Annotated in this window: 17 protein-coding genes and 1 pseudogene; 14 read left to right on the top strand and 4 right to left on the bottom strand. The window is 71.2% G+C overall.

From position 1 onward, the window contains the following. Positions 1–137 precede the first annotated feature (137 nt). The 4 genes from WME96_RS01685 to WME96_RS01670 are packed head-to-tail and all read left to right on the top strand — an operon-like array spanning position 138 to position 3,185. Entirely contained in the window at positions 138–884 is a 747-nt protein-coding gene (locus tag WME96_RS01685; RefSeq protein WP_437288441.1) for a TetR family transcriptional regulator, read from the top strand. Beyond that, positions 881–1,618: an ABC transporter ATP-binding protein gene (locus WME96_RS01680; protein ID WP_437288440.1), complete on the top strand. Its 738-nt coding sequence runs from the start codon at positions 881–883 to the stop codon at positions 1,616–1,618. The genes WME96_RS01685 and WME96_RS01680 overlap by 4 nt, the downstream gene beginning before the upstream one ends. Beyond that, on the top strand, positions 1,615–2,382 hold the full coding sequence (locus WME96_RS01675; protein WP_437288439.1) for a hypothetical protein: 768 nt from the start codon (positions 1,615–1,617) through the stop codon (positions 2,380–2,382). Before WME96_RS01680 ends, WME96_RS01675 begins: the two co-directional genes overlap by 4 nt. Then, positions 2,379–3,185, top strand: coding sequence for a hypothetical protein (locus tag WME96_RS01670; protein WP_437288438.1), 807 nt, complete (start codon positions 2,379–2,381; stop codon positions 3,183–3,185). The genes WME96_RS01675 and WME96_RS01670 overlap by 4 nt, the downstream gene beginning before the upstream one ends. 10 nt (positions 3,186–3,195) lie before the next feature. Here the strand turns inward: WME96_RS01670 and WME96_RS01665 are convergent, their stop codons facing one another. Beyond that, the gene (locus WME96_RS01665; protein ID WP_437288437.1) at positions 3,196–5,100 is read right to left on the bottom strand and encodes a CASTOR/POLLUX-related putative ion channel; all 1,905 of its coding nucleotides are present in this window, start codon (positions 5,098–5,100) and stop codon (positions 3,196–3,198) included. 150 nt (positions 5,101–5,250) lie between these two features. Here WME96_RS01665 and WME96_RS01660 point away from each other — a divergent pair, with 150 nt between their 5' ends. The 10 genes and pseudogenes from WME96_RS01660 (at position 5,251) to WME96_RS01615 (ending at position 13,577) form a co-directional block, all read left to right on the top strand. Further along, positions 5,251–5,661: a DUF3209 family protein gene (locus tag WME96_RS01660; protein WP_437288436.1), complete on the top strand. Its 411-nt coding sequence runs from the start codon at positions 5,251–5,253 to the stop codon at positions 5,659–5,661. Positions 5,662–5,683: 22 nt separating this feature from the next. After that, positions 5,684–6,418: an FAD-dependent oxidoreductase gene (locus tag WME96_RS01655; protein ID WP_437288435.1), complete on the top strand. Its 735-nt coding sequence runs from the start codon at positions 5,684–5,686 to the stop codon at positions 6,416–6,418. A 16-nt stretch (positions 6,419–6,434) separates the two neighbouring features. Then, positions 6,435–7,562 carry a cobalt-precorrin-5B (C(1))-methyltransferase gene (locus tag WME96_RS01650; protein WP_437288434.1) on the top strand — a complete coding sequence of 376 codons (1,128 nt, stop codon included), beginning with the start codon at positions 6,435–6,437 and terminating at the stop codon, positions 7,560–7,562. Further along, entirely contained in the window at positions 7,559–8,299 is a 741-nt protein-coding gene (locus WME96_RS01645) for a precorrin-8X methylmutase (protein ID WP_437288433.1), read from the top strand. The genes WME96_RS01650 and WME96_RS01645 overlap by 4 nt, the downstream gene beginning before the upstream one ends. Beyond that, on the top strand, positions 8,296–9,576 hold the full coding sequence (gene cbiE / locus WME96_RS01640; protein ID WP_437288432.1) for a precorrin-6y C5,15-methyltransferase (decarboxylating) subunit CbiE: 1,281 nt from the start codon (positions 8,296–8,298) through the stop codon (positions 9,574–9,576). The genes WME96_RS01645 and cbiE overlap by 4 nt, the downstream gene beginning before the upstream one ends. Then, positions 9,573–10,373 carry a precorrin-2 C(20)-methyltransferase gene (gene cobI, locus WME96_RS01635; RefSeq protein WP_437288431.1) on the top strand — a complete coding sequence of 267 codons (801 nt, stop codon included), beginning with the start codon at positions 9,573–9,575 and terminating at the stop codon, positions 10,371–10,373. The genes cbiE and cobI overlap by 4 nt, the downstream gene beginning before the upstream one ends. Continuing rightward, on the top strand, positions 10,370–11,509 hold the full coding sequence (locus WME96_RS01630) for a cobalt-precorrin 5A hydrolase (RefSeq protein ID WP_437288430.1): 1,140 nt from the start codon (positions 10,370–10,372) through the stop codon (positions 11,507–11,509). The genes cobI and WME96_RS01630 overlap by 4 nt, the downstream gene beginning before the upstream one ends. Continuing rightward, a pseudogene (gene cobJ, locus WME96_RS01625) lies at positions 11,502–12,761 on the top strand (precorrin-3B C(17)-methyltransferase). The gene WME96_RS01630 and the pseudogene cobJ overlap by 8 nt, the downstream one beginning before the upstream one ends. Positions 12,762–12,873: 112 nt before the next feature. Beyond that, entirely contained in the window at positions 12,874–13,128 is a 255-nt protein-coding gene (locus tag WME96_RS01620; RefSeq protein ID WP_437288429.1) for a hypothetical protein, read from the top strand. Next, complete coding sequence (locus tag WME96_RS01615) at positions 13,125–13,577, top strand: type II toxin-antitoxin system VapC family toxin (RefSeq protein WP_437288428.1); 453 nt, start codon at positions 13,125–13,127, stop codon at positions 13,575–13,577. The genes WME96_RS01620 and WME96_RS01615 overlap by 4 nt, the downstream gene beginning before the upstream one ends. Positions 13,578–13,676: 99 nt before the next feature. Here the strand turns inward: WME96_RS01615 and WME96_RS01610 are convergent, their stop codons facing one another. Genes WME96_RS01610 through WME96_RS01600 form a run of 3 tightly spaced genes read right to left on the bottom strand, consistent with a single transcriptional unit; the run spans position 13,677 to position 17,340 of the window. Continuing rightward, on the bottom strand, positions 13,677–14,789 hold the full coding sequence (locus tag WME96_RS01610; RefSeq protein ID WP_437288427.1) for an ABC transporter permease: 1,113 nt from the start codon (positions 14,787–14,789) through the stop codon (positions 13,677–13,679). Beyond that, positions 14,786–16,288, bottom strand: a complete 1,503-nt coding sequence (locus WME96_RS01605) for a sugar ABC transporter ATP-binding protein (RefSeq protein WP_437292438.1) — start codon at positions 16,286–16,288, stop codon at positions 14,786–14,788. Before WME96_RS01605 ends, WME96_RS01610 begins: the two co-directional genes overlap by 4 nt. 32 nt (positions 16,289–16,320) lie before the next feature. Next, positions 16,321–17,340, bottom strand: a complete 1,020-nt coding sequence (locus tag WME96_RS01600) for a sugar-binding protein (RefSeq protein WP_437288426.1) — start codon at positions 17,338–17,340, stop codon at positions 16,321–16,323. Between the last annotated feature and the right edge of the window lie 91 nt (positions 17,341–17,431).

Genomic DNA, 17,431 nt, shown 5'->3' with positions numbered 1-17,431 from the left:
CAGGAGCTGGTCCTCGACGTCGCTGTCGACGAGGGCCCCCGGAGCGGCTCGCCCGCGGCGTCGACGCATGGCGCGCCACGTCTCACGCCAGGGTCGACCGATTTGACTCATTTGGCCATTCGAGTCATATGAGTTCTGTGCCCGTTCGTCGCCCCGACAAACCCCGCGACCCCGCGCGGCGCGCCCGGATCCTCGAGGCCGCCAAGCGCCAGTTCGTCGAACGCGGCTTCAAGGGCACCAACCTCGACGCCGTCGCCGCCGAGGCCGGCTGCGCTAAGGGGGCCCTCTACCTCGAGTTCGCCGACAAGGAGGCCCTCCTGCGCGAGGTGGTCGAGCAATCGTTCGCCACCATCCGCGCGCGCTTCGCCGCCGAGGTGCTCGGCCTGGAATCCCCGCTCGATCGGCTCGTCGCCACCCTCCGCTTCGCCCACCGCCAGCAGGCCGCCGAGCCGCTCTTCGGCAAGCTCCTCCGCGAGGACCCTGACCTCCGCGCGCTCCGCCTGCTCGACGACGCCGCGAGCGCCGCCGCCGCGAAGGCGCAGATCGCCCAGATCAACGGCTGGGTCGACGAGGGCATCGCGCGCGGCGAGATCCGGCCCGACGTCGATCGCGGCGCGATCCCCTTCGTCCTCGGCGTGCTGCGCTTCGCGCCCCAGCACCTCGGGCTGATCACGTCGTTCGGCGCCTTCGCCGGCGAGCGCACGCTCGACGCGATCGCCGACATCTTCCGCGCCGGCCTGGCCGCGCGCCCCGCGGCGACCTCCACGGAGACGACCTCCACGAACACGAATCCCACGGACACGAATCCCACGGACACGACCCCCCCGGACACGAATCCCACGAAGCAGCGCGCGACCGCGTCGCGCGCGAGGAGCAAGCGATGAACCAGGCGATCGAGGTGAACGCGCTCGGCAAGCGCTTCGGGAAGGTCACGGCCGTCGACGGCGTGAGCTTCACCGTGGCGGCCGGCGAGATCTTCGGCTTCATGGGGCATAACGGCGCCGGCAAGACCACGACGTTGCGCATGCTCCTCGGCCTGACCCGGCCCACCGCGGGCGCCGCGCGCGTGCTCGGGCGCGACGTCGTCCACGAGACGCTCGAGGTCCGTCGGAACGCGGGTTACCTGCCCGCGTCGTACTCGCTGCCCCCCGACATGACGGCGCGCGGCTTCCTCCACTACATCGCCGCGATGTTCGCGCTGCCCCGCGACGTCGCGACCGCGCGCGCCGACGCCCTCCTGCGCCGCTTCGGGCTCGAGCGCGAGGCCGACCGCCCGCTGCGCGGCTTCTCCACCGGCATGGCCCAGAAGGTCGGCATCGCCCAGGCGCTGATCAACGAGCCCGCGGTGCTCCTGCTCGACGAGCCGACCTCGGGCCTCGATCCCCTCGGCCGCCACGAGCTCCTCGAGGTGCTCCGCGCGCTCGCGCGCGAGCGCGGCGTCACCATCGTGTTCTCGTCGCACATCCTCTCCGACGTCGAGGCCCTCTGCCGGCGCGTCGCGGTGATGCACCGCTCGCGCCTCGTCGCCTGCGATGAAGTCGAGCGCCTCAAGGACGCGCACGGCGCGCGCACCATGGACGATCTCTACCTCGCGCTCGTGCGCAAGGAGGCCGCGTGATCCGCCTCCTCTGGCTCGACTACCTCACGACGCTCCGCGAGCGGAAGACGTGGCTCTGCGCCGCGATGCTCGCCTACGCCCTGGTCGCGATCCCCGTCGTGCTCGCGCGGCCGCCCGATCACGTGCGCGCCGCGATCGCCGCCTGGTTCGGCGACGCCGCGCCGTTCCAGGTCTTCATGTACGTGTGGATCGACCTGACGATGAACAAGGCGATCGCGTTCCTCCCCGTGGTGCTCGCCAGCGGCGTCGTGCTCCGCGAGCGCGACACCGGCGTGCTGCCGCTCCTCGCCAGCAAGCCGCTCTCGATCCCTCGCTACTTCGTGCTCCGCGCGCTGAGCGCGTGCGCGGTGATGGTGACCCTGCACGTCGCGACCCAGCTCGCCGGCGCCGCCTACTTCGCGGCGCGCGTCCCCGGCTTCCGCCCCGGCCCCTTCCTCGGCGCGATGTCGCTCCACGCCTTCGCGGCGCTCTTCGCGACCGCGCTCTGCGCCGCGATCGCCGCGTGGGTGAGCCACCGCGCCGCCTCGGCGCTGATCGGGTTCGCCACGCTCGGGGGCCTCGTGGGCCTCTCGCTCATCGGCTTCTACCAGCCCGCCTGGCGGAGCCTCACCCTCGCGAACCCGATCACCCTCGGCGCGCTCGGCCTCGGGAGCCTCGACCACCTCGGCCCCGCCGTTCTCGGCCCCCCGATGCTCGCGCTCGCCGCGCTCACCGCCCTCACCATCGCGGTGGGCGCCGCGGGCGTCCGGAGGATGGAAGCATGACCTCCACGACCGCCCCCGCCGCGGGCTCCCTCCGCGGCTACTTCGCCCTCGAAGCTCGCCACGCCCCGCTCCGCACCTCGCTCGTCGCGGCGATCGCCGGCGTGCTCGTGGTGCTCGGCAGCCACGCGCTCATCGTGCGGCTGCCGGCGCAGGTCATCCGCTTCATGGAGCAGGCCTTCCGCGTCGAGGGGATGGCCGCCGTGCTCCTGCTCAACGATCTGCTCGCCACGTATTTCACCGCGTACTTCGTCGCCCTGGCGGGCATCGTCGACGCGACGGTCACGGCGCGAGAGGAGCACCGGCTCGAGCTCCTGCTCGCCAAGCCGATCCGCGCGCGCGTCCTCCTCGCCGCGCGCACGGCGCCCTCGCTGCTCGCCGGGGCCGGGGCGGGCGTGGTGGTCGCGGTCGCCACCGCGGTCGCCGTCGCGCCGTACGTCGAGGCGCGCGACAAGATCAGCGCGGCGGGCGCGCTCGGCGCGGGCCTCTTCCTCGTCGCGATCGCGATCGCGATCCTCTCGGCGCTCCTGCCGCTCCTCGTGCGGATGCGAGACGGCTTCCTCGCGCTCCTGGTCGCGTCGGGCGCGTGGATCGCGCCGCTGATGCCCACGGCGGCGTTCATCTACCGGCCCGACGCGTTCGAGGCGCACGAGGGGCTCAGGGGGGCGATCGTGCTCGCGTCGCTGCTCTGGAGCGACGCGACCTCGGCCTGGCTCGGCCCGGCCGCGCTGGCGATCGCGATCCCGCTCGCCGCGATCTCCATCGCCGCTTCTGGCGTGCTCCTCGAGCGCACCGACGCGCGCTGAGCCCGCCTCGCTACTGCTCGGCCAGGACGATGATCCTGTCGCCTTTCGCGAGCGTCAGCTTCGCGCGCTTCCTCGGGTTCACCTTCACGCCGTAGGCCTGCGCCGCGTCGTCGGCCTGCGCCGCGAGCCGGACGCCGACCGCGACCTCGCCGCGCCGCCGCGCCGCCTCGACGACCGTGGCGAAGCTCACCGGGCGGGCGAGGCGCACGTAGTCGCCCGCGGGCTTCAGGTAGAGCTCGGACCCCTCCGGATCGAACAGGTCCTCGAAGACCGCGGCGAGATCCCGGTTCTCGGAGATCTGCGCGAGCATCAGGCTGATCAGCTTGTCGCTCACGATGAAGTCGTCCGCCTGCGCGACCTCGGCGAGCTCGCGGTTCCTGACGTCGAGCATCTCGCTCACGATGCTGAAGCTCTGGCCGCGCTTCGCCTCGATGTCGCGCAGGTGGAGCAGCGTGACCAGGGTGCGCGCGTCGGCCTCCTGCGGATCGAGCGCGTCGGAGTAGCTCAGCGTCACGACGTGATCGAAGGCGCCGACGACGCGATCGAGCGTGCGCCGGTCGGTCGTGTCGCCCGGCTCGAACGTGACGGTGAGGTTCTCGAGCTCGCCGCGCTCGGCCTCGAGCTGCGCCGCGGCGTCGGGGACGTCGGCCACGACGGTGACCGAGGAGCCCTCCGCGACGTAGTGATCGAGCTCGTGGATGAACGCCGCCGCGCGGCGGTTCCAGCCGAGCAGGAGCGTGCGCTCGGGCCTCGGCGCGGCCGGCTTGCCGTCGCGGATCGCCCGCTCGTCGACGGACGGCGCGCGCTTCAAGGGCGCGCCGATCGCGCTGTCGTCCTCGGCGATGAGGATGACGGCGTCGCCACGCTCGATCCGCGCGTCCATCGGCGGGTTGAGGCGCACCTCGCCAGAGCGGAGCCGCAGCCCGATGACCGCGCAGTCGTCGTACGCGAACAGGGCCTCGCCGAACGACCGGCCCGCGAGCGCGGGCTCCTCGCGGGTGTAGATCTCGTGGCCCTTGAAGTCGAGCAGCTCGCTGTAGACCACGCTGAGGCCCTCGCTGCGGCAGGTCTGCACGGTGATGCGCGTGAGCACGTCCTCCGTGGGGATGAGCGCCGCCTCGTCGCGCGCCACGAGCCGCGCGGCGTCGAGGTTCCGCCGGTCGCGGATCTGCGTGACGATGGGGTAGCGGCCCTCCTTACGCCCCGCCTTGTTGGTGAGCGCCAGGATCGACTTGATCACCTGCGAGTCCGGGTTCCCCGCCTCGGGGGAGAGGAGGATGATCGACCGCGCGGCGTCCGGGTTCACGATGGCGATGTCCGCGGGATCGCTCGGGTTTCCGGTGCGGCAGACGACGCGCGTCCTGCCCGTCGACCCGACGCGCGCGCGGATCTCGTCCTCCATCTCGACCTTGTCCTTGTCGGCGAGCACGGCGATCGCCGCGCGGGGGCGGCTCTCGTTCGCGATCGCGAGCTCCTGGATCATCGAGAAGATCTGCGGCGACCAGCCGAGGATGACGGTGTGCCCCTCCTCGCACACGAGCGAGCGGCCCTTGCGGAGCTCGCCGACGCGGGCCTCGATCCCGCTCGTGATGATGCCGATGAGGATGCTCACCATGAAGATGCCGCCGAGCGTGACCGCGAACATCGCGGCGAGGTAGCCGCGGCTGCCGGTGTCGCCGGCGACGGTGCCGGCGTCGAGCGCGCGCATCAGCGTGATCCAGAGGGCGGACGGGAACGACACCGGCGAGCCGTCCTCCGCGGCCGGGGCGAGCCCGAGGGCCACGACGACCGCCGCGAACACGACGACCATCGCGGTCGAGAGCGCGAACAGCCACGCGATGAGCGCGGGCGCGCCCTTCGCCATGGTGAGATCGAAGCGATAGTGGAGGCGATCGACGAGGGTGATCTTCTGCATGGGGCGCGCGGGCGCCGCGCGCTCCGGGGGCGCGGCGGGGGGCCCACCTAGCATGGACCGAGCGCCCGTCGAACCGCGCGCTCGGGCCCGCGCGCCGCTCCTCCCGCCTGCGCCTTCCCGCCCTCTGCTCTAGCTGGTAGGGAGCCCCCCATGGCCTGTCACGAGATCGCCGCGCTCCGCCTTGGGCTCATGAACATCCTCGGCATCGACGACCCCGGCGAGCGCGCGCACGAGCTCGCCGAGCTCGGCCCCGCGGCGGCCGAGCCGGGGCCGGTCTCGGCGATGCTGCGCGCCGGAGATCTGAGGAACCTCGCGCGCCTGTTCGAGGGGTCGCTCGCCGAGCTCCAGGAGAAGGTCGCGAAGACCCCGGCGGGGGACGCGAAGCTGCCTTACCTGCGCTCGCTGCTCATCCTCACGAAGCAGGTCGAGCTCGACCTGCGCGCCCAGGTCGACGGGCTCGGCCGGCTCTACCGGGAGCTCGAGGAGATGCACGACTTCGTTCACGAGATCTACCCGGCAGAGCAATCCGAGGAAGCAGAGCAGGCCAAGCAGGCCGAGTGAGCCGAGGAGACGGAGTCGACCCATGGCCCAGGGCAGCGCGAAGATCAGGATCGCCCACGCAGAGCCGATCGGGCAGGGCGCCCGGCTGCTGCGCGTCGAGCGCGTCGACGGCGCGGAGCTCGGCTTCGCCGGCGGGCAGTACGTGATCATCAACACCGGGGTCACCCTGCCCGGCGGCAAGCTCGCGAAGCGCGCCTACTCGATGCTCTCGAGCGACGCCGAGCAGCGCGCCGTCGAGATCGCGGTCAAGCGCATCGGCGCCGGGCCGGGGTCGAACGTGCTCAACGACATCGCCGTCGGCGCGGAGCTCGAGTGGAGCGGCCCCTGGGGCAAGCTGCGGCTCCCGCCCGGCTTCTCCGGCCGAGCGCTCGTGGTCGCCACCGACACCGGGATCACCGCGGCGCTCGGGATCGCGCGGAGCGCGGCCGCCGCCGGCGCCGCGCAGCTCGACCTGCTCTGGCTCCTCGAGGACGGCGACTATTTCGTCTCCGAGGCGTTCGTCCGCGAGCGCCTCCCCGCCGCCGTCCGCCTGACGGTCGCCGGCGGCTTCCCCCCTGTCGGCCACCCCGAGCGGCCGGCGCGCGCGTGCGCGCTCGTCGGCGACCACGTCGCCGACGGGCCCCGCGACGCCGTGCTCTGCGCGGGCGACGGCGCCGTCATCTACCCGATCCGCGACCGGCTCGCCTCGCTCGGCGCGCCGGAGGGCAGCGTGCTCCTCGAGAGCTTCTTCAACAACCCGCTGAAGAAGTCGTCGTAATCGTTCAGGATTCTGGATGGCAGAGCTCCGGCCGAGGGACCCGAAAGGGCAGCGCGAGGGGTTCACGACGGGCGCGTGCGCGGCCGCCGCGGCCAAGGCGGCGGCGCGCGTGCTCGCGCGCGGCGCGGCGGTCGACGCCATCGAGACGACGCTGCCGAACGGGCAGCGGGTGACCTTCCCGCTGAAGCGCTGCGACCGCGACGGGCCGCGCGCCACGTGCAGCGTCATCAAGGACGCCGGCGACGACCCGGACTGCACCCACGGCGCCGAGCTCGTCGCCGAGGTCGAGCTGCGCCGCGAGCCGGGCGTCGAGATCCGCGGCGGCGACGGGGTCGCCGTGGTCACCAAGCCGGGGCTCGGGCTGCCTGTCGGCGCGCCGGCCGTGAACCCCGTGCCGCGCCGGAACATCACCGAGATGGTCCTCGAGGAGCTCGAGGGCTCGGGCTTCGCCGGGGCCACGGTCACGATCAGCGTCCCCCAGGGCGAGGAGATGGCGAAGCAGACCATCAACGCGCGCCTCGGGCTGATCGGCGGGATCTCGATCCTCGGGACGAGCGGGATCGTGAAGCCGTACTCGACCGCCGCCTTCCGCGCGAGCGTGGTGCAGGCGATCGACGTCGCCGCCGAGCGCGGCATCGCGACGCTGGCGCTGACCACCGGCGGCAAGTCCGAGGCGTACGCGATGAAGCTCTACCCGGAGCTTCCGGAGGAGGCGTTCATCCAGGTGGGCGACTTCATCGGCACCGGGGTGCGCCACGCCGCGCGGCGGCGGATCGCCCGCGCGATCATCGTCGGCATGATCGGCAAGCTCTCGAAGATGGCCGACGGCAAGATGATGACGCACGCCGCCGGCTCGGAGGTGAGCATGGAGCTGCTCGCGCAGATCGCCGAGGAGCTCGGCGCGCGGCCCGAGATCGCGGCGGAGATCCGGCAGGCGAACACCGCGCGGCACGTGCTCGAGCTGTGCCAGCGCGAGGGGCTCACCGGCGTGCCCGGGGGGATCTGCCGGCGCGTCGTCGAGCACACCTCGCGGCACGCGGGCGGCGCCCTCGAGGTGCACGCGTGCCTCGTCGATTTCAACGGGGCGCTGCTCGGCCGGTACCCGGCCGTCGGCGCCAGCGAAGACAGAGCGGAGGATCCATGAGCGGTGCCACGATCGGTGAGGACGGGCGCGCGGCGAACGACATGCGGCAGATGACCGCGCTCGGCCGGCGCATCGAGGACAGGAGCTTCGCGATCATCGACGAGGAGGTCGGCGACCACGGGTTCCCGGACGCGGAGTGGCAGGTCGTCCGCCGCGTGATCCACGCGACGGCGGACTTCGAGTTCTCGTCGCTCATGCGGCTCCACCCCGAGGCGATCGCGCGGGGCATCGCGGCGCTCAAGGGCGGCGCGCCGGTCCTCGTCGACGTGAAGATGATCGGCGTCGGCCTGAACGAGCAGCGGCTCGCCTCCTACGGCTGCAAGATCCACTGCTTCATCTCGGACGACGACGTCATCCAGGCCGCGTCGGCGGCCGGCTCGACCCGCGCGATCGAGTCGATGCGCAAGGCGCACCGGCTCGGGCTGCTCGACGGGGCGATCGTGGCGATCGGCAACGCGCCGACGGCGCTGCTCGAGGTCGTGCGCCTCGCCCGCGAGGAGGGCGCGCGGCCGGCGCTCGTGATCGGCGTGCCGGTCGGGTTCGTGTCGGCGGCGGAGTCGAAGGAGGCGCTGATCGAGTCGGGGCTCCCCTCCATCGTGGCGCGCGGGCGCAAGGGCGGGAGCCCGATCGCCGTCGCGATCGTCCACGCGCTGCTGCTCCTCTCGGCGGAATCGACGCAACCGGCGCAGGCGGCGCAGGCGACTGGCGCCCCGGGGCCGGCGCAGGTGGCGCGATGAGCGCGCGCCGCGCCGTGACCGTCGTCGGCATCGGCGACGACGGGTGCGCGAGCCTGTCGAGCCGCGCCGCGAACGCCGTCGCGCGGGCCGAGGTGCTCGTGGGGGGCGAGCGGCACCTCGAGTTCTTCCCGCAGTTCCGCGGCGAGAAGATCGCCCTCAAGGGCGGGCTGTCCGCGGCGCTCGAGCGGGTCGAGGCGCTGTCGGCCGAGCAGAACGTGTGCATCCTCGCCTCGGGCGATCCGCTGTTCTTCGGGATCGGCGCGCTCGTCGTCCGGAAGCTCGGCGGCGAGCACGTCGAGATCATCCCGAGCCTGAGCTCGGTCCAGTGGGCGTTCGCGCGCACCGGCATCGCCTGGGACGACGCGGCGTTCGTCTCGGTCCACGGGCGCTCGCCCGAGGGGTTCGCGACGCGCCTGCGCCGGCTCTCGAAGGTCGCGGTGCTGACCGACGGCGAGAGCTCCCCGGCCCGCCTCGCGGCGCGGCTGATCGAGCACGGCGACACGGGCTGGAAGGCGTGGGTCTGCGAGAGCCTCGCGGGCGCGGGCGAGCGCGTGCGCGCGTTCGAGCTCGCCGCGCTCGCGTCGTGCGAGGACATCGGGCCGCTCAACGTGCTCCTGCTCCTCCGGAGCGATCCGGCGTGGCGGCCGCCGCCGGCCGTCCCGTACCTGCACGAGGACGCGTTCGCGAAGCGGATGCCGAAGAACGGCCTGATCACGAAGCGCGAGGTGCGCCTGCTCTCGATCGCGTCGATGGCGATCCGCCCCGACGCGGTGGTCTGGGACATCGGCGCCGGCTCGGGGTCGGTCTCGATCGAGGCGGCGATGCTCTGCCCCCTCGGGCGCGTCTACGCGATCGAGGTCGACCCGGAGGGCGTGGAGATCTGCCGGGACAACGTCCGCACGCACGGGGTCGACAACGTGCGGGTCATCGCGGGCCGCGCGCCCGAGGCGCTCGGGGCGCTCGAGGACCCGGACGCGGTGTTCGTCGGCGGGAGCAAGGGGAGCATGGAGGAGATCATCACGGCGGCGCTCGATCGGCTGCGGCCCGGCGGCCGGCTCGTGGTCAACGCGATCACGATGGAGAACGTGGCCGAGGCGTACCGCGCGCTGCGGGCGCGGGGGCTCGACCCCGAGGTCACGCTGCTCTCGGTCTCGCGCGGCGTCCCGCTCGCGCGCTACATGCGCTACGAGGCGCTGAACCCGATCCACGTCTTCGCCGCGACCAAGCCGGCGAAGGCGCAGGGAGCGGCGCCGCTGTCCCCCGCGGAGGCGTCATGAGCGCCCTCGGCAAGCTCCACGGCGTGGGCGTCGGCCCGGGCGCGCCGGATCTGCTCACGCTGCGGGCCGTGCGCGTGCTGGAGGGCGCGGACGTGCTCGCGCTCCCCCGCAGCTCGGATTTCGGCGCCTCGATGGCCTACCGGATCCTCGCGCCGGTCGTCGGCAAGCGGCAGGACCAGGAGCGGCTGCTCCTCACCTTCCCGATGAGCAAGGACCCGGATCGCGTCCGCCCGTACGTCGACGCGGCGGTCGAGAAGATCTGCGACCGGCTCTCGCGCGGCCTCTCCGTCGCGTTCGCGACCGAGGGGGATCCGTCGCTCTTCAGCACGTTCGTCTATGTCCGCCGCGAGGCGCTCCGCCGCCTCCCCGGGCTCGAGGTCGAGGTCGTCCCCGGCGTCACCTCGGTCACCGCGGTCCCGGCCGTGAGCGGGCTCTCGCTCGCCGACGGGCAGGAGCGGATCGCCATCCTCCCCGCCACGTACGGCGTCGACGACCTCACCGACGTCCTCCAGCGCTTCGACACCGTGGTCCTCATGAAGATCGGCTCGGAGATGCCGAAGGTGACCGAGGCGCTCACGCGGGCGGGCCTGCTCGATCGGGCCGTGTTCGTGTCCAAGGCGACGATGCCCGAGCAGCGGATCGTCCGCGACCTCCGCGCCGCGGAGGGCGAGCGGGGCGACTGCTTCGCCATGATCGTCGTCACGCGCGGCGAGCGCAGCGGGCTGCTCGTCGGGGAGTCCGAGGCGTCGCTTCCGGGCAGCTTCGACAAGGCTCTTCACGAACCGGAGGCGTCATGATCGCCGCGCGCAAGCCGTACGCCGTCTATGCGATCACCCGCCACGGGATCGAGATCGCGAAGAAGCTCGCCCCGGGGCTCCCGGGCGCGGATCTCTACGTGTCGCAGAAGCTCTTCGACGGGGCGCCGGAGGGCGCGAAGCCGCTCCCGCTGCCGATGGGGCCGCTGCTCAACGAGGCGTTCACCGCCTACGACTGCCACGTGTTCGTGATCAGCGTGGGCGCCGTGGTGCGGATGATCGCGCCGCTGCTCAAGAACAAGAAGGTCGATCCGGCGGTCGTGTGCGTCGACGACACGGCGCGGTTCTCGATCTGCGTGCTCTCCGGGCACGTCGGGCGGGGCAACGCGTTCACCGAGAAGGTGGCGGCGCTGCTCGGCGCGCAGCCGGTGGTGACCACGGCGTCCGACGCGCTCGGAACGCTGACGGTCGACATCCTCGGCCGGGAGCTCGGCTGGACGCTCGACGACCCCGACCGCAACGTGACGCGCGGCTGCGCCGCCGTCGTGAACGCCGCGCCCGTGCTGTTCGTCCAGGAGGCGGGCGAGCCCTCGTTCTGGCCCGAGGACAGGCCGCTCCCGCCCGGCGTGCGCTACGCGACGTCGCTCGACGGCGTGGACCCCGACGCGTGGGAGATCCTCCTCGTCGCGAGCGACCGCGACCTCGCCCGCTCGCACCCCGCGATCGTCGAGCGCGCCGTGATCTACCGCCCGAAGAGCCTCGTGCTCGGCGTCGGCTGCGACCGCGGCGCGCCGCTCGACATGGTGGAGCGCGGGGTCGACCGGCTGCTCGAGGAGCAGGGGCTCTCGGCGGCGTCGGTGAAGGCGCTCGCGACGATCGACAAGAAGGCCGACGAGGAGGCGCTGCTCGCGCTGTCCGCGCGGCGGGGGTGGCCGCTCGTCACGTTCACGGCCGAGGAGCTCGACGCGACCGAGGGCATCGAGAACCCGTCGGAGACCGTGAAGAAGCACGTCGGCGCCCGAGGCGTCGCCGAGCCGGCCGCCCTGCGCGCGGCCGGGGCGGCGCGGCTGCTCGTGCCGAAGCGCGCGTACACCGAGCCCGGCGTGGGCCGGTCCATGACGCTCGCGGTGGCGCGCGTCCCCTTCCCCAAGCGCAATGTCGAGGAGAGCCATGGGTGACAGAGGAGTCCTGTCGATCGTCGGGATCGGCCCCGGGGCCGAGGAGCACGCGTCGCGCGCCGCCCTCGAGGCGATCGCCGCGTCGGACCTCATCGTGGGGTACACGACCTACATCCGGCTGGTGAAGCACCTCATCGAGGGCAAGGAGATCATCAAGACCGGCATGACCGAGGAGATCGGCCGGGCGCGCGCCGCGGTGGAGCGGGCGCGGGACGGCGCGCGGGTCGCGATCATCTCGTCGGGCGACGCGGGCGTGTACGGCATGGCCGGGCTCGTCTTCCAGGTGCTGGAGGAGATCGGCTGGAAGCGGGGCGAGTCGCCGGAGCTCCGCATCGTCCCCGGGATGACGGCGCTCAACGCGTGCGCGTCGCTCGTCGGCGCGCCGCTCGGACACGACTTCTGCGCCATCTCCCTGTCCGACCTCCTGACGCCGTGGCCGGTCATCGAGCGGCGGCTCGAGGCGGCCGCCGCGGCCGACTTCGTCATCGGCCTTTACAATCCGGCGAGCGGGCGGCGCACGCGCCAGATCGTGCGGGCGCAGGAGATCATCCGTCAGCACCGCGCGGGCACGACGCCTGTCGCGCTGGTGAAGAGCGCTTACCGCAAGCTGGAGAGCGCCGTGCTCACCGACGTCGATCACTTCCTCGACTACGAGATCGGGATGCTGACCACGGTGCTCGTCGGCTCGACCAACACCTTCATGTTCGAGGGATACATGGTCACGCCGCGCGGATATACCAACAAGTACACATGGGATGGGGCGGCGATCCCGGGCCAGACGCCGGGGCGCTCGCTCGTGCTCTCGGACGAGAGCCTCACGTCGGAGGAGGTCTAGATGGCACGCGTAGGAAGGCTGGGCGGCGCGATCCTCGCCGAGACCCAGGGAGCGTATTACCTCGTCGGCAACACCAAGGCCCCTGTCGACTTCCGCGAGGCGGGCTTCGAGCCGCCGGACGAGGTCGATCTCGTGAAGGGGGCCTATCTCCGGCTCAAGCCGCTGCGCGCGGTCAAGGTGGCGGCGCCGGTGCTGCTGCTCGACGTCGAGGGCGAGGAGCTCGCGAAGAAGCTGGTGCAGCGCTTCGTGATCGACCGGAACGGCTCGGTGAGCGAGCGGCTCTGGCGGCTCGTCTACAGCCCCGACGACCCGCTCGACGACGCCGAGGCGCCCGTGGAGCGGGACGCGCGCTGGCTGGGGGACATCCCGGAGACGATCTGGCAGCTCGTGCGCGACAACGTGCTGCGCTGCCTGTAGGCGCGGCTTCGGATCTTCAAGAACAACCGGGCGGGGGCGGGAACCAGCAGGGTCCACGTCGCGGGCGCCACGTGCGCGGGGTGCCTTCCCCTCACGGTGCTAGAGTCAGGCCATGCCCGCCGCGACCGAGAAGGACAGACGAGACGATCTGCACCGCCTGGTGGACGAGCTACCGGAGGACGAGGTTCAGGCTGCGCGCCGGTTCCTCGTCTACCTGCGGGACGTAGGACGGGGCGAGCCCGTCCGAAACGACAGCGGGCCCCCGAAGGGAAAGCTGCTCGACCTCAAAGGGCTCGGCCGAGAAATCTGGCACGGGGAGGACGCTCAAACGTACGTGGACGCGATGCGGGACGAGTGGGATCGATGATTGCCAAGCTCGCCGGTGCCTCGCGCATCGCCATCGATACCGCCACGTTCATCTATTTCCTCGAAGAGCACCCCACATTCGGGCCGATCGTGGAGCCTCTGTTCGTGTCCCTCGATGAAGGGCGCATGGAGGGCGTCTCGTCCGAGCTCACCTCGCTTGAAGTATTGGTGCGCCCCCTGGCCGAAGGGCGTGAGGATCTCGCGAGCGCCTACCGCCGCCTGCTGCTTGGCAGCGAATCGTTGCGCCTCCACCCCATCGACCGAGCGGTGCTCGAAGAGGCCGCTCGGATCCGGGCGCGCTACCGGTTCCGTTCCCCCGATGCTATCCAGCTCGCAACGGCCCGCCTCGCCGGCGCGGACGCGTTCGTCACGAACGACGCTCGGCTGCGTTCGTTCGCGGATGTTCCGGTGATCGTCTTGGCCGACGCCGTACAGACATCTGGCACGTAGACTCCGGTTCATTGCGCGGCCGGGCGGCACCGGGACGTGCGGCTGCATGTGCCGCGGCCAGCGTACAAGAGGCCTCGATCCGCCCCGCCCCTGGAGCGCTCAGAGGTTCTCGCGATCGGGCGCTCGTGCGACCGGCTCCGCTGCGCTGAAGGCCGCGACCGCCTGGAGGCTCGGCGCCGGCTCGGCGGCTCCCGCGGAGGCGCGCCGGGTGCGCCGCTTCTCCTGCACCATGTGCACGATCTGGTCGAGGATGACGGCGACGAGGATCACGGCGCCGATGATGATGAACGTCCAGTTCGGGTCCAGGCGCCAGATGCGTTGTATGCGGTCAGCGTCCTCGTACGGCAGCTGGAACATGTTGATGCCGTTGTCGATGACGCGCATCACCGCGGAGCCGATGATGATGCCGAGCACCGTGCCTTCACCGCCGCGAAGCGAGCAGCCACCGAGCACGGCCGCGGCGATCGCGTACATCTCGTACGCGATGCCGACCTGCTGCGACATCTGCCCGATATACGACGCGTAACAGACGCCAGCCACGCCGCCGAGGCCCGCCGAGATCACGTAGGTGGACGCCTCCACCCGCTTCACGCTGATGCCGGAGTACTCCGCTGCGTCGCGATTGCCGCCGATCGCATAGACGTAACGCCCGAACACCGTGAAGTGAAGCGCGTACGTCGAAAGGCCGATCACCGCGAGGAAGATCAGGAACGGATACGGGATGAGCGCGTCGCCGCCGACGTCGAGCAGCCCGCCGTTGGCGAGGCGGAGCAGCGGTGAGCCCCCGAGGCTCAGGGTGCCGCCCTCGGCGATGGTCTGCGAGACCCCGCGCAAGAACAACATGCCGCCGAGCGTCACGATGAACGGCTGCAGCTTGAGCCGCGTGATCAAGAGCCCCTGGGCGAGGCCGATCAGCAGCGCCACGCCGAGCGCCACCGGAATGCCGATCCACAACGAGTAGCCCAGGCCGCCGACCTGGGTCGACGAGAGCTTCGCGATCAGGACGCCCGTCAGGCCGATCACGGAGCCGATCGACAGGTCGATGCCGCCGGTGATGATGACGAAGCCGATGCCGATCGCGAAGATCCCGAGCATCGAGATCTGCCGCAGGGTGTTGATCGAGTTCGACTGCCCGAGGAAATCGGGGTTCGAGAGGTAGAGACCCAGACACATCACGAAGAGCGCGATGGTCATGCCAAGCTCGCGCCTCACGACAGAGCCTCCTCGTCGGCGCGGCCCGTCATCAACGTCGCGATCCGCTCCTGGCTGAGCCGCTCCCGCGGCAATACCCCCTTGATGCGCCTCTCGTGCATGACGGCAACGCGATCGCTCATTCCGATGATCTCTCCCATGTCCGAGCTGACCATCAAGATCGTGATGCCTCCCTCCGCGAGGGAGGCCATGTGGCGGTAGATCTCGGCCTTGGCGCCGACGTCGATCCCGCGCGTCGGCTCGTCCACGATGAGCACGCGCGGGTTCATGGCCAGCCACTTTCCGAGCACCACCTTCTGCTGGTTTCCGCCGGAGAGGTTCACGACGCGCTGGAGAACGCCAGGCGTCTTCGTCCGCAAGCGCTTCACCTCCGACTCGGCGACGCGGCGCTCCCTCTTCCTGTCCAGGAAACCCCAGCGATTGTAGTTGCCGATGTCAGGCAGGGAGGTGTTCTCCGCGACGCTGAGCGGCAGCACGAGGCCGTGCCGCTTGCGATCCTCCGGCGCCAGGTAGACGCCGCGGTCGATGGCGTCCCTCGGTCTCCGCGGAGCGAACGCCTTGCCCTCGAGCGTCATGCGTCCGCCGAGCGCAGGAGTGACCCCGAAGATCGTCTGCATGAGCTCCGTGCGGCCCGAGCCGACCAGGCCGGCGAAGCCGAGGATCTCCCCGCGCTCGGCGGAGAAGGAGACCGGCGCGGGCGCGCCGGGCACGACGATGCCCTCGACCACCAGCACGGGGTCGGCCGACCTCCGCGGCCGTTTCTCCGGGAAATAATGCGCGCTCAGCTCGCGACCCACCATCATGGAGACGATCTTCTCGTGCGTCGCCTCGGCGCGCGTGAGGTCCCCGACGTAGCGGCCGTCGCGCAGGACCGTCACCCGGTCCGCCAGCGCCATGACCTCTTCCATCCGGTGCGAGATGTAGACGATGCCGATGCCGTCCGACCGGAGCTTGCGGATGATCTGGAAGAGGTGCTCCGACTCCCCGCTCGTGAGCGAGGAGGTCGGCTCGTCCATGATGAGGATACGCGCGTTGAGAGAGAGCGCCTTGGCGATCTCGACCATCTGCATCTGACCGGCCGTCAAGGAGGACACCGGGGTCGAGGGCGAGAGCGTCAAGCCCACGCGCTGGAGCAGCTCCCTGGCGCGGGCGTACAGGTCACCCTTCGGCAGCGGGCGGAGGAGCGCCCCGGTCCCGCCGCCTTCGTTACCGAGGAAGATGTTGGCCGCGATGTCCAGGTTCGGGGCCAGCATCAGCTCCTGGTGGATGAGCGCGATGCCGAGGCGCTTGGCCGCGCGCACGCTCTCGAGGGTGACCTTCTTCCCGTCGATCCGGATCTCGCCCTCGTCGGGCTGCTGGGCGCCCCCGAGGATCTTCATCAGCGTGCTCTTACCGGCGCCGTTCTCGCCCATCAGGGCGAGCACCTCCCCCGGCTTCAGCGAGAGAGAGACGCCCTGCAGCGCGACAACGCCGGGAAACCGCTTGTTGATCGCGCTCATCGCGAGCAGGCTCGGCAGAGACGCTGTCACGCTCACTTCTTCATCTCGGCGAGCTTCTGCTTGAACTCGGCCACATTGGCCTTCTCGATCACCTCGATACCGGTGTCGATGCCCTTGCTCGCCGGGATCTGCGCCATCGCCGCGTCGGGCTTCGTCGCGAGCTCGTGCGCCCACTTGCTCGACAGGTAGCCGAACTGGAACGGCTTCTGGACGACCGTGGCCGAGATCGTGCCGTTCTCGATCGCCGTGAGCGTCCCCTCCTCCTCGTCGAACACGGCCGCGAGGACCTTGCCCTTCTTCCCGAGCGCCTCGATGGCCGCCGCGATGGCAGGACCGTTGTAGGACCACAGGCCCGCGACGAGCTTCAGGTCCGGGTGCGCGTTGATGATGTCCTCCACGTTGGAGCGCGCCTTCGCGCGGTCCGTGTTGTCCTCGCGCTTGTCGACGATCTCGATGTTCTTGCCGGCGATCGCGTCCTCGATGCCCTGGAGCCGCTGCTTCGCGTTGTCCGCGGACAGCATACCGACGAACACGGCCATCTTGCCGCCGCTCGGGAGGAGCTTCACGATCTGGGCGCCGAGCGCCTTGCCGGCCTCGTGGTTGTTGGTGCCAATGTAGAGCAGTCGGTTCGACTTCGGCGCGTCCGAGTCGAACGTGATGAGCTTGCTCTTCTCGGCCGTCTTGTTGAGCACCGGGACCTGATCGCCCGGCGCGATGGCGCTCACCGCGATCGCGTCGTAGCCCTGACTCGCGAGGTTCTCGAGGATCTGGTTCTGCTCCTCCGTGGTGCCGTTGGGCGGCATCTTCACGTCGACCTGGACCTTGCTCTCTTGCTCGTATTTCTTGACGCCCGCCTGGGCGATCTTCCAGAACTCGCTCGCGTTGTTGGTGACGAACGCGAGCTTCACCATCTTCGGCTTCGGGTCGTTCCCCGCGGCGGGCGCGGCGCCCGTCCCCTCGCTCTTCTTGTCGCACCCCGTGATCGCGAGCAGCGCCAGCAGGAAAAGCGCTGCGACCCCCCGACCGTTGCCCCAGGACTTCGTCTCTTTCACGGCAGATCTCCTTGCTGATTCACTTTTGAGCGCGTGGACGCCATGCGCGGCGTCCACGACCCGACAACGCCGATTGCCCTGGAGCGCGCGC

It is taken from the genome of Sorangium sp. So ce406 (assembly GCF_051474675.1).
Taxonomy (GTDB): Bacteria; Myxococcota_A; Polyangia; order Polyangiales; family Polyangiaceae; genus Sorangium; species Sorangium cellulosum_G.
Note: the sequence above shows the minus strand (reverse complement) of the source record. Positions and strands in the feature narration are given on the sequence as shown.

What these genes read in the sequence shown, in the direction of transcription:
- WME96_RS01680 (WP_437288440.1), top strand. Translation starts at nt 881, where the DNA reads ATGAACCAGGCGATCGAGGTGAACGCGCTCGGCAAGCGCTTCGGGAAG.
- WME96_RS01670 (WP_437288438.1), top strand. Translation starts at nt 2,379, where the DNA reads ATGACCTCCACGACCGCCCCCGCCGCGGGCTCCCTCCGCGGCTACTTC.
- WME96_RS01665 (WP_437288437.1), bottom strand. Translation starts at nt 5,100, where the DNA reads ATGCAGAAGATCACCCTCGTCGATCGCCTCCACTATCGCTTCGATCTC.
- WME96_RS01660 (WP_437288436.1), top strand. Translation starts at nt 5,251, where the DNA reads ATGGCCTGTCACGAGATCGCCGCGCTCCGCCTTGGGCTCATGAACATC.
- WME96_RS01655 (WP_437288435.1), top strand. Translation starts at nt 5,684, where the DNA reads ATGGCCCAGGGCAGCGCGAAGATCAGGATCGCCCACGCAGAGCCGATC.
- WME96_RS01650 (WP_437288434.1), top strand. Translation starts at nt 6,435, where the DNA reads ATGGCAGAGCTCCGGCCGAGGGACCCGAAAGGGCAGCGCGAGGGGTTC.
- WME96_RS01645 (WP_437288433.1), top strand. Translation starts at nt 7,559, where the DNA reads ATGAGCGGTGCCACGATCGGTGAGGACGGGCGCGCGGCGAACGACATG.
- cbiE (WP_437288432.1), top strand. Translation starts at nt 8,296, where the DNA reads ATGAGCGCGCGCCGCGCCGTGACCGTCGTCGGCATCGGCGACGACGGG.
- cobI (WP_437288431.1), top strand. Translation starts at nt 9,573, where the DNA reads ATGAGCGCCCTCGGCAAGCTCCACGGCGTGGGCGTCGGCCCGGGCGCG.
- WME96_RS01630 (WP_437288430.1), top strand. Translation starts at nt 10,370, where the DNA reads ATGATCGCCGCGCGCAAGCCGTACGCCGTCTATGCGATCACCCGCCAC.
- WME96_RS01620 (WP_437288429.1), top strand. Translation starts at nt 12,874, where the DNA reads ATGCCCGCCGCGACCGAGAAGGACAGACGAGACGATCTGCACCGCCTG.
- WME96_RS01615 (WP_437288428.1), top strand. Translation starts at nt 13,125, where the DNA reads ATGATTGCCAAGCTCGCCGGTGCCTCGCGCATCGCCATCGATACCGCC.
- WME96_RS01605 (WP_437292438.1), bottom strand. Translation starts at nt 16,288, where the DNA reads ATGAGCGCGATCAACAAGCGGTTTCCCGGCGTTGTCGCGCTGCAGGGC.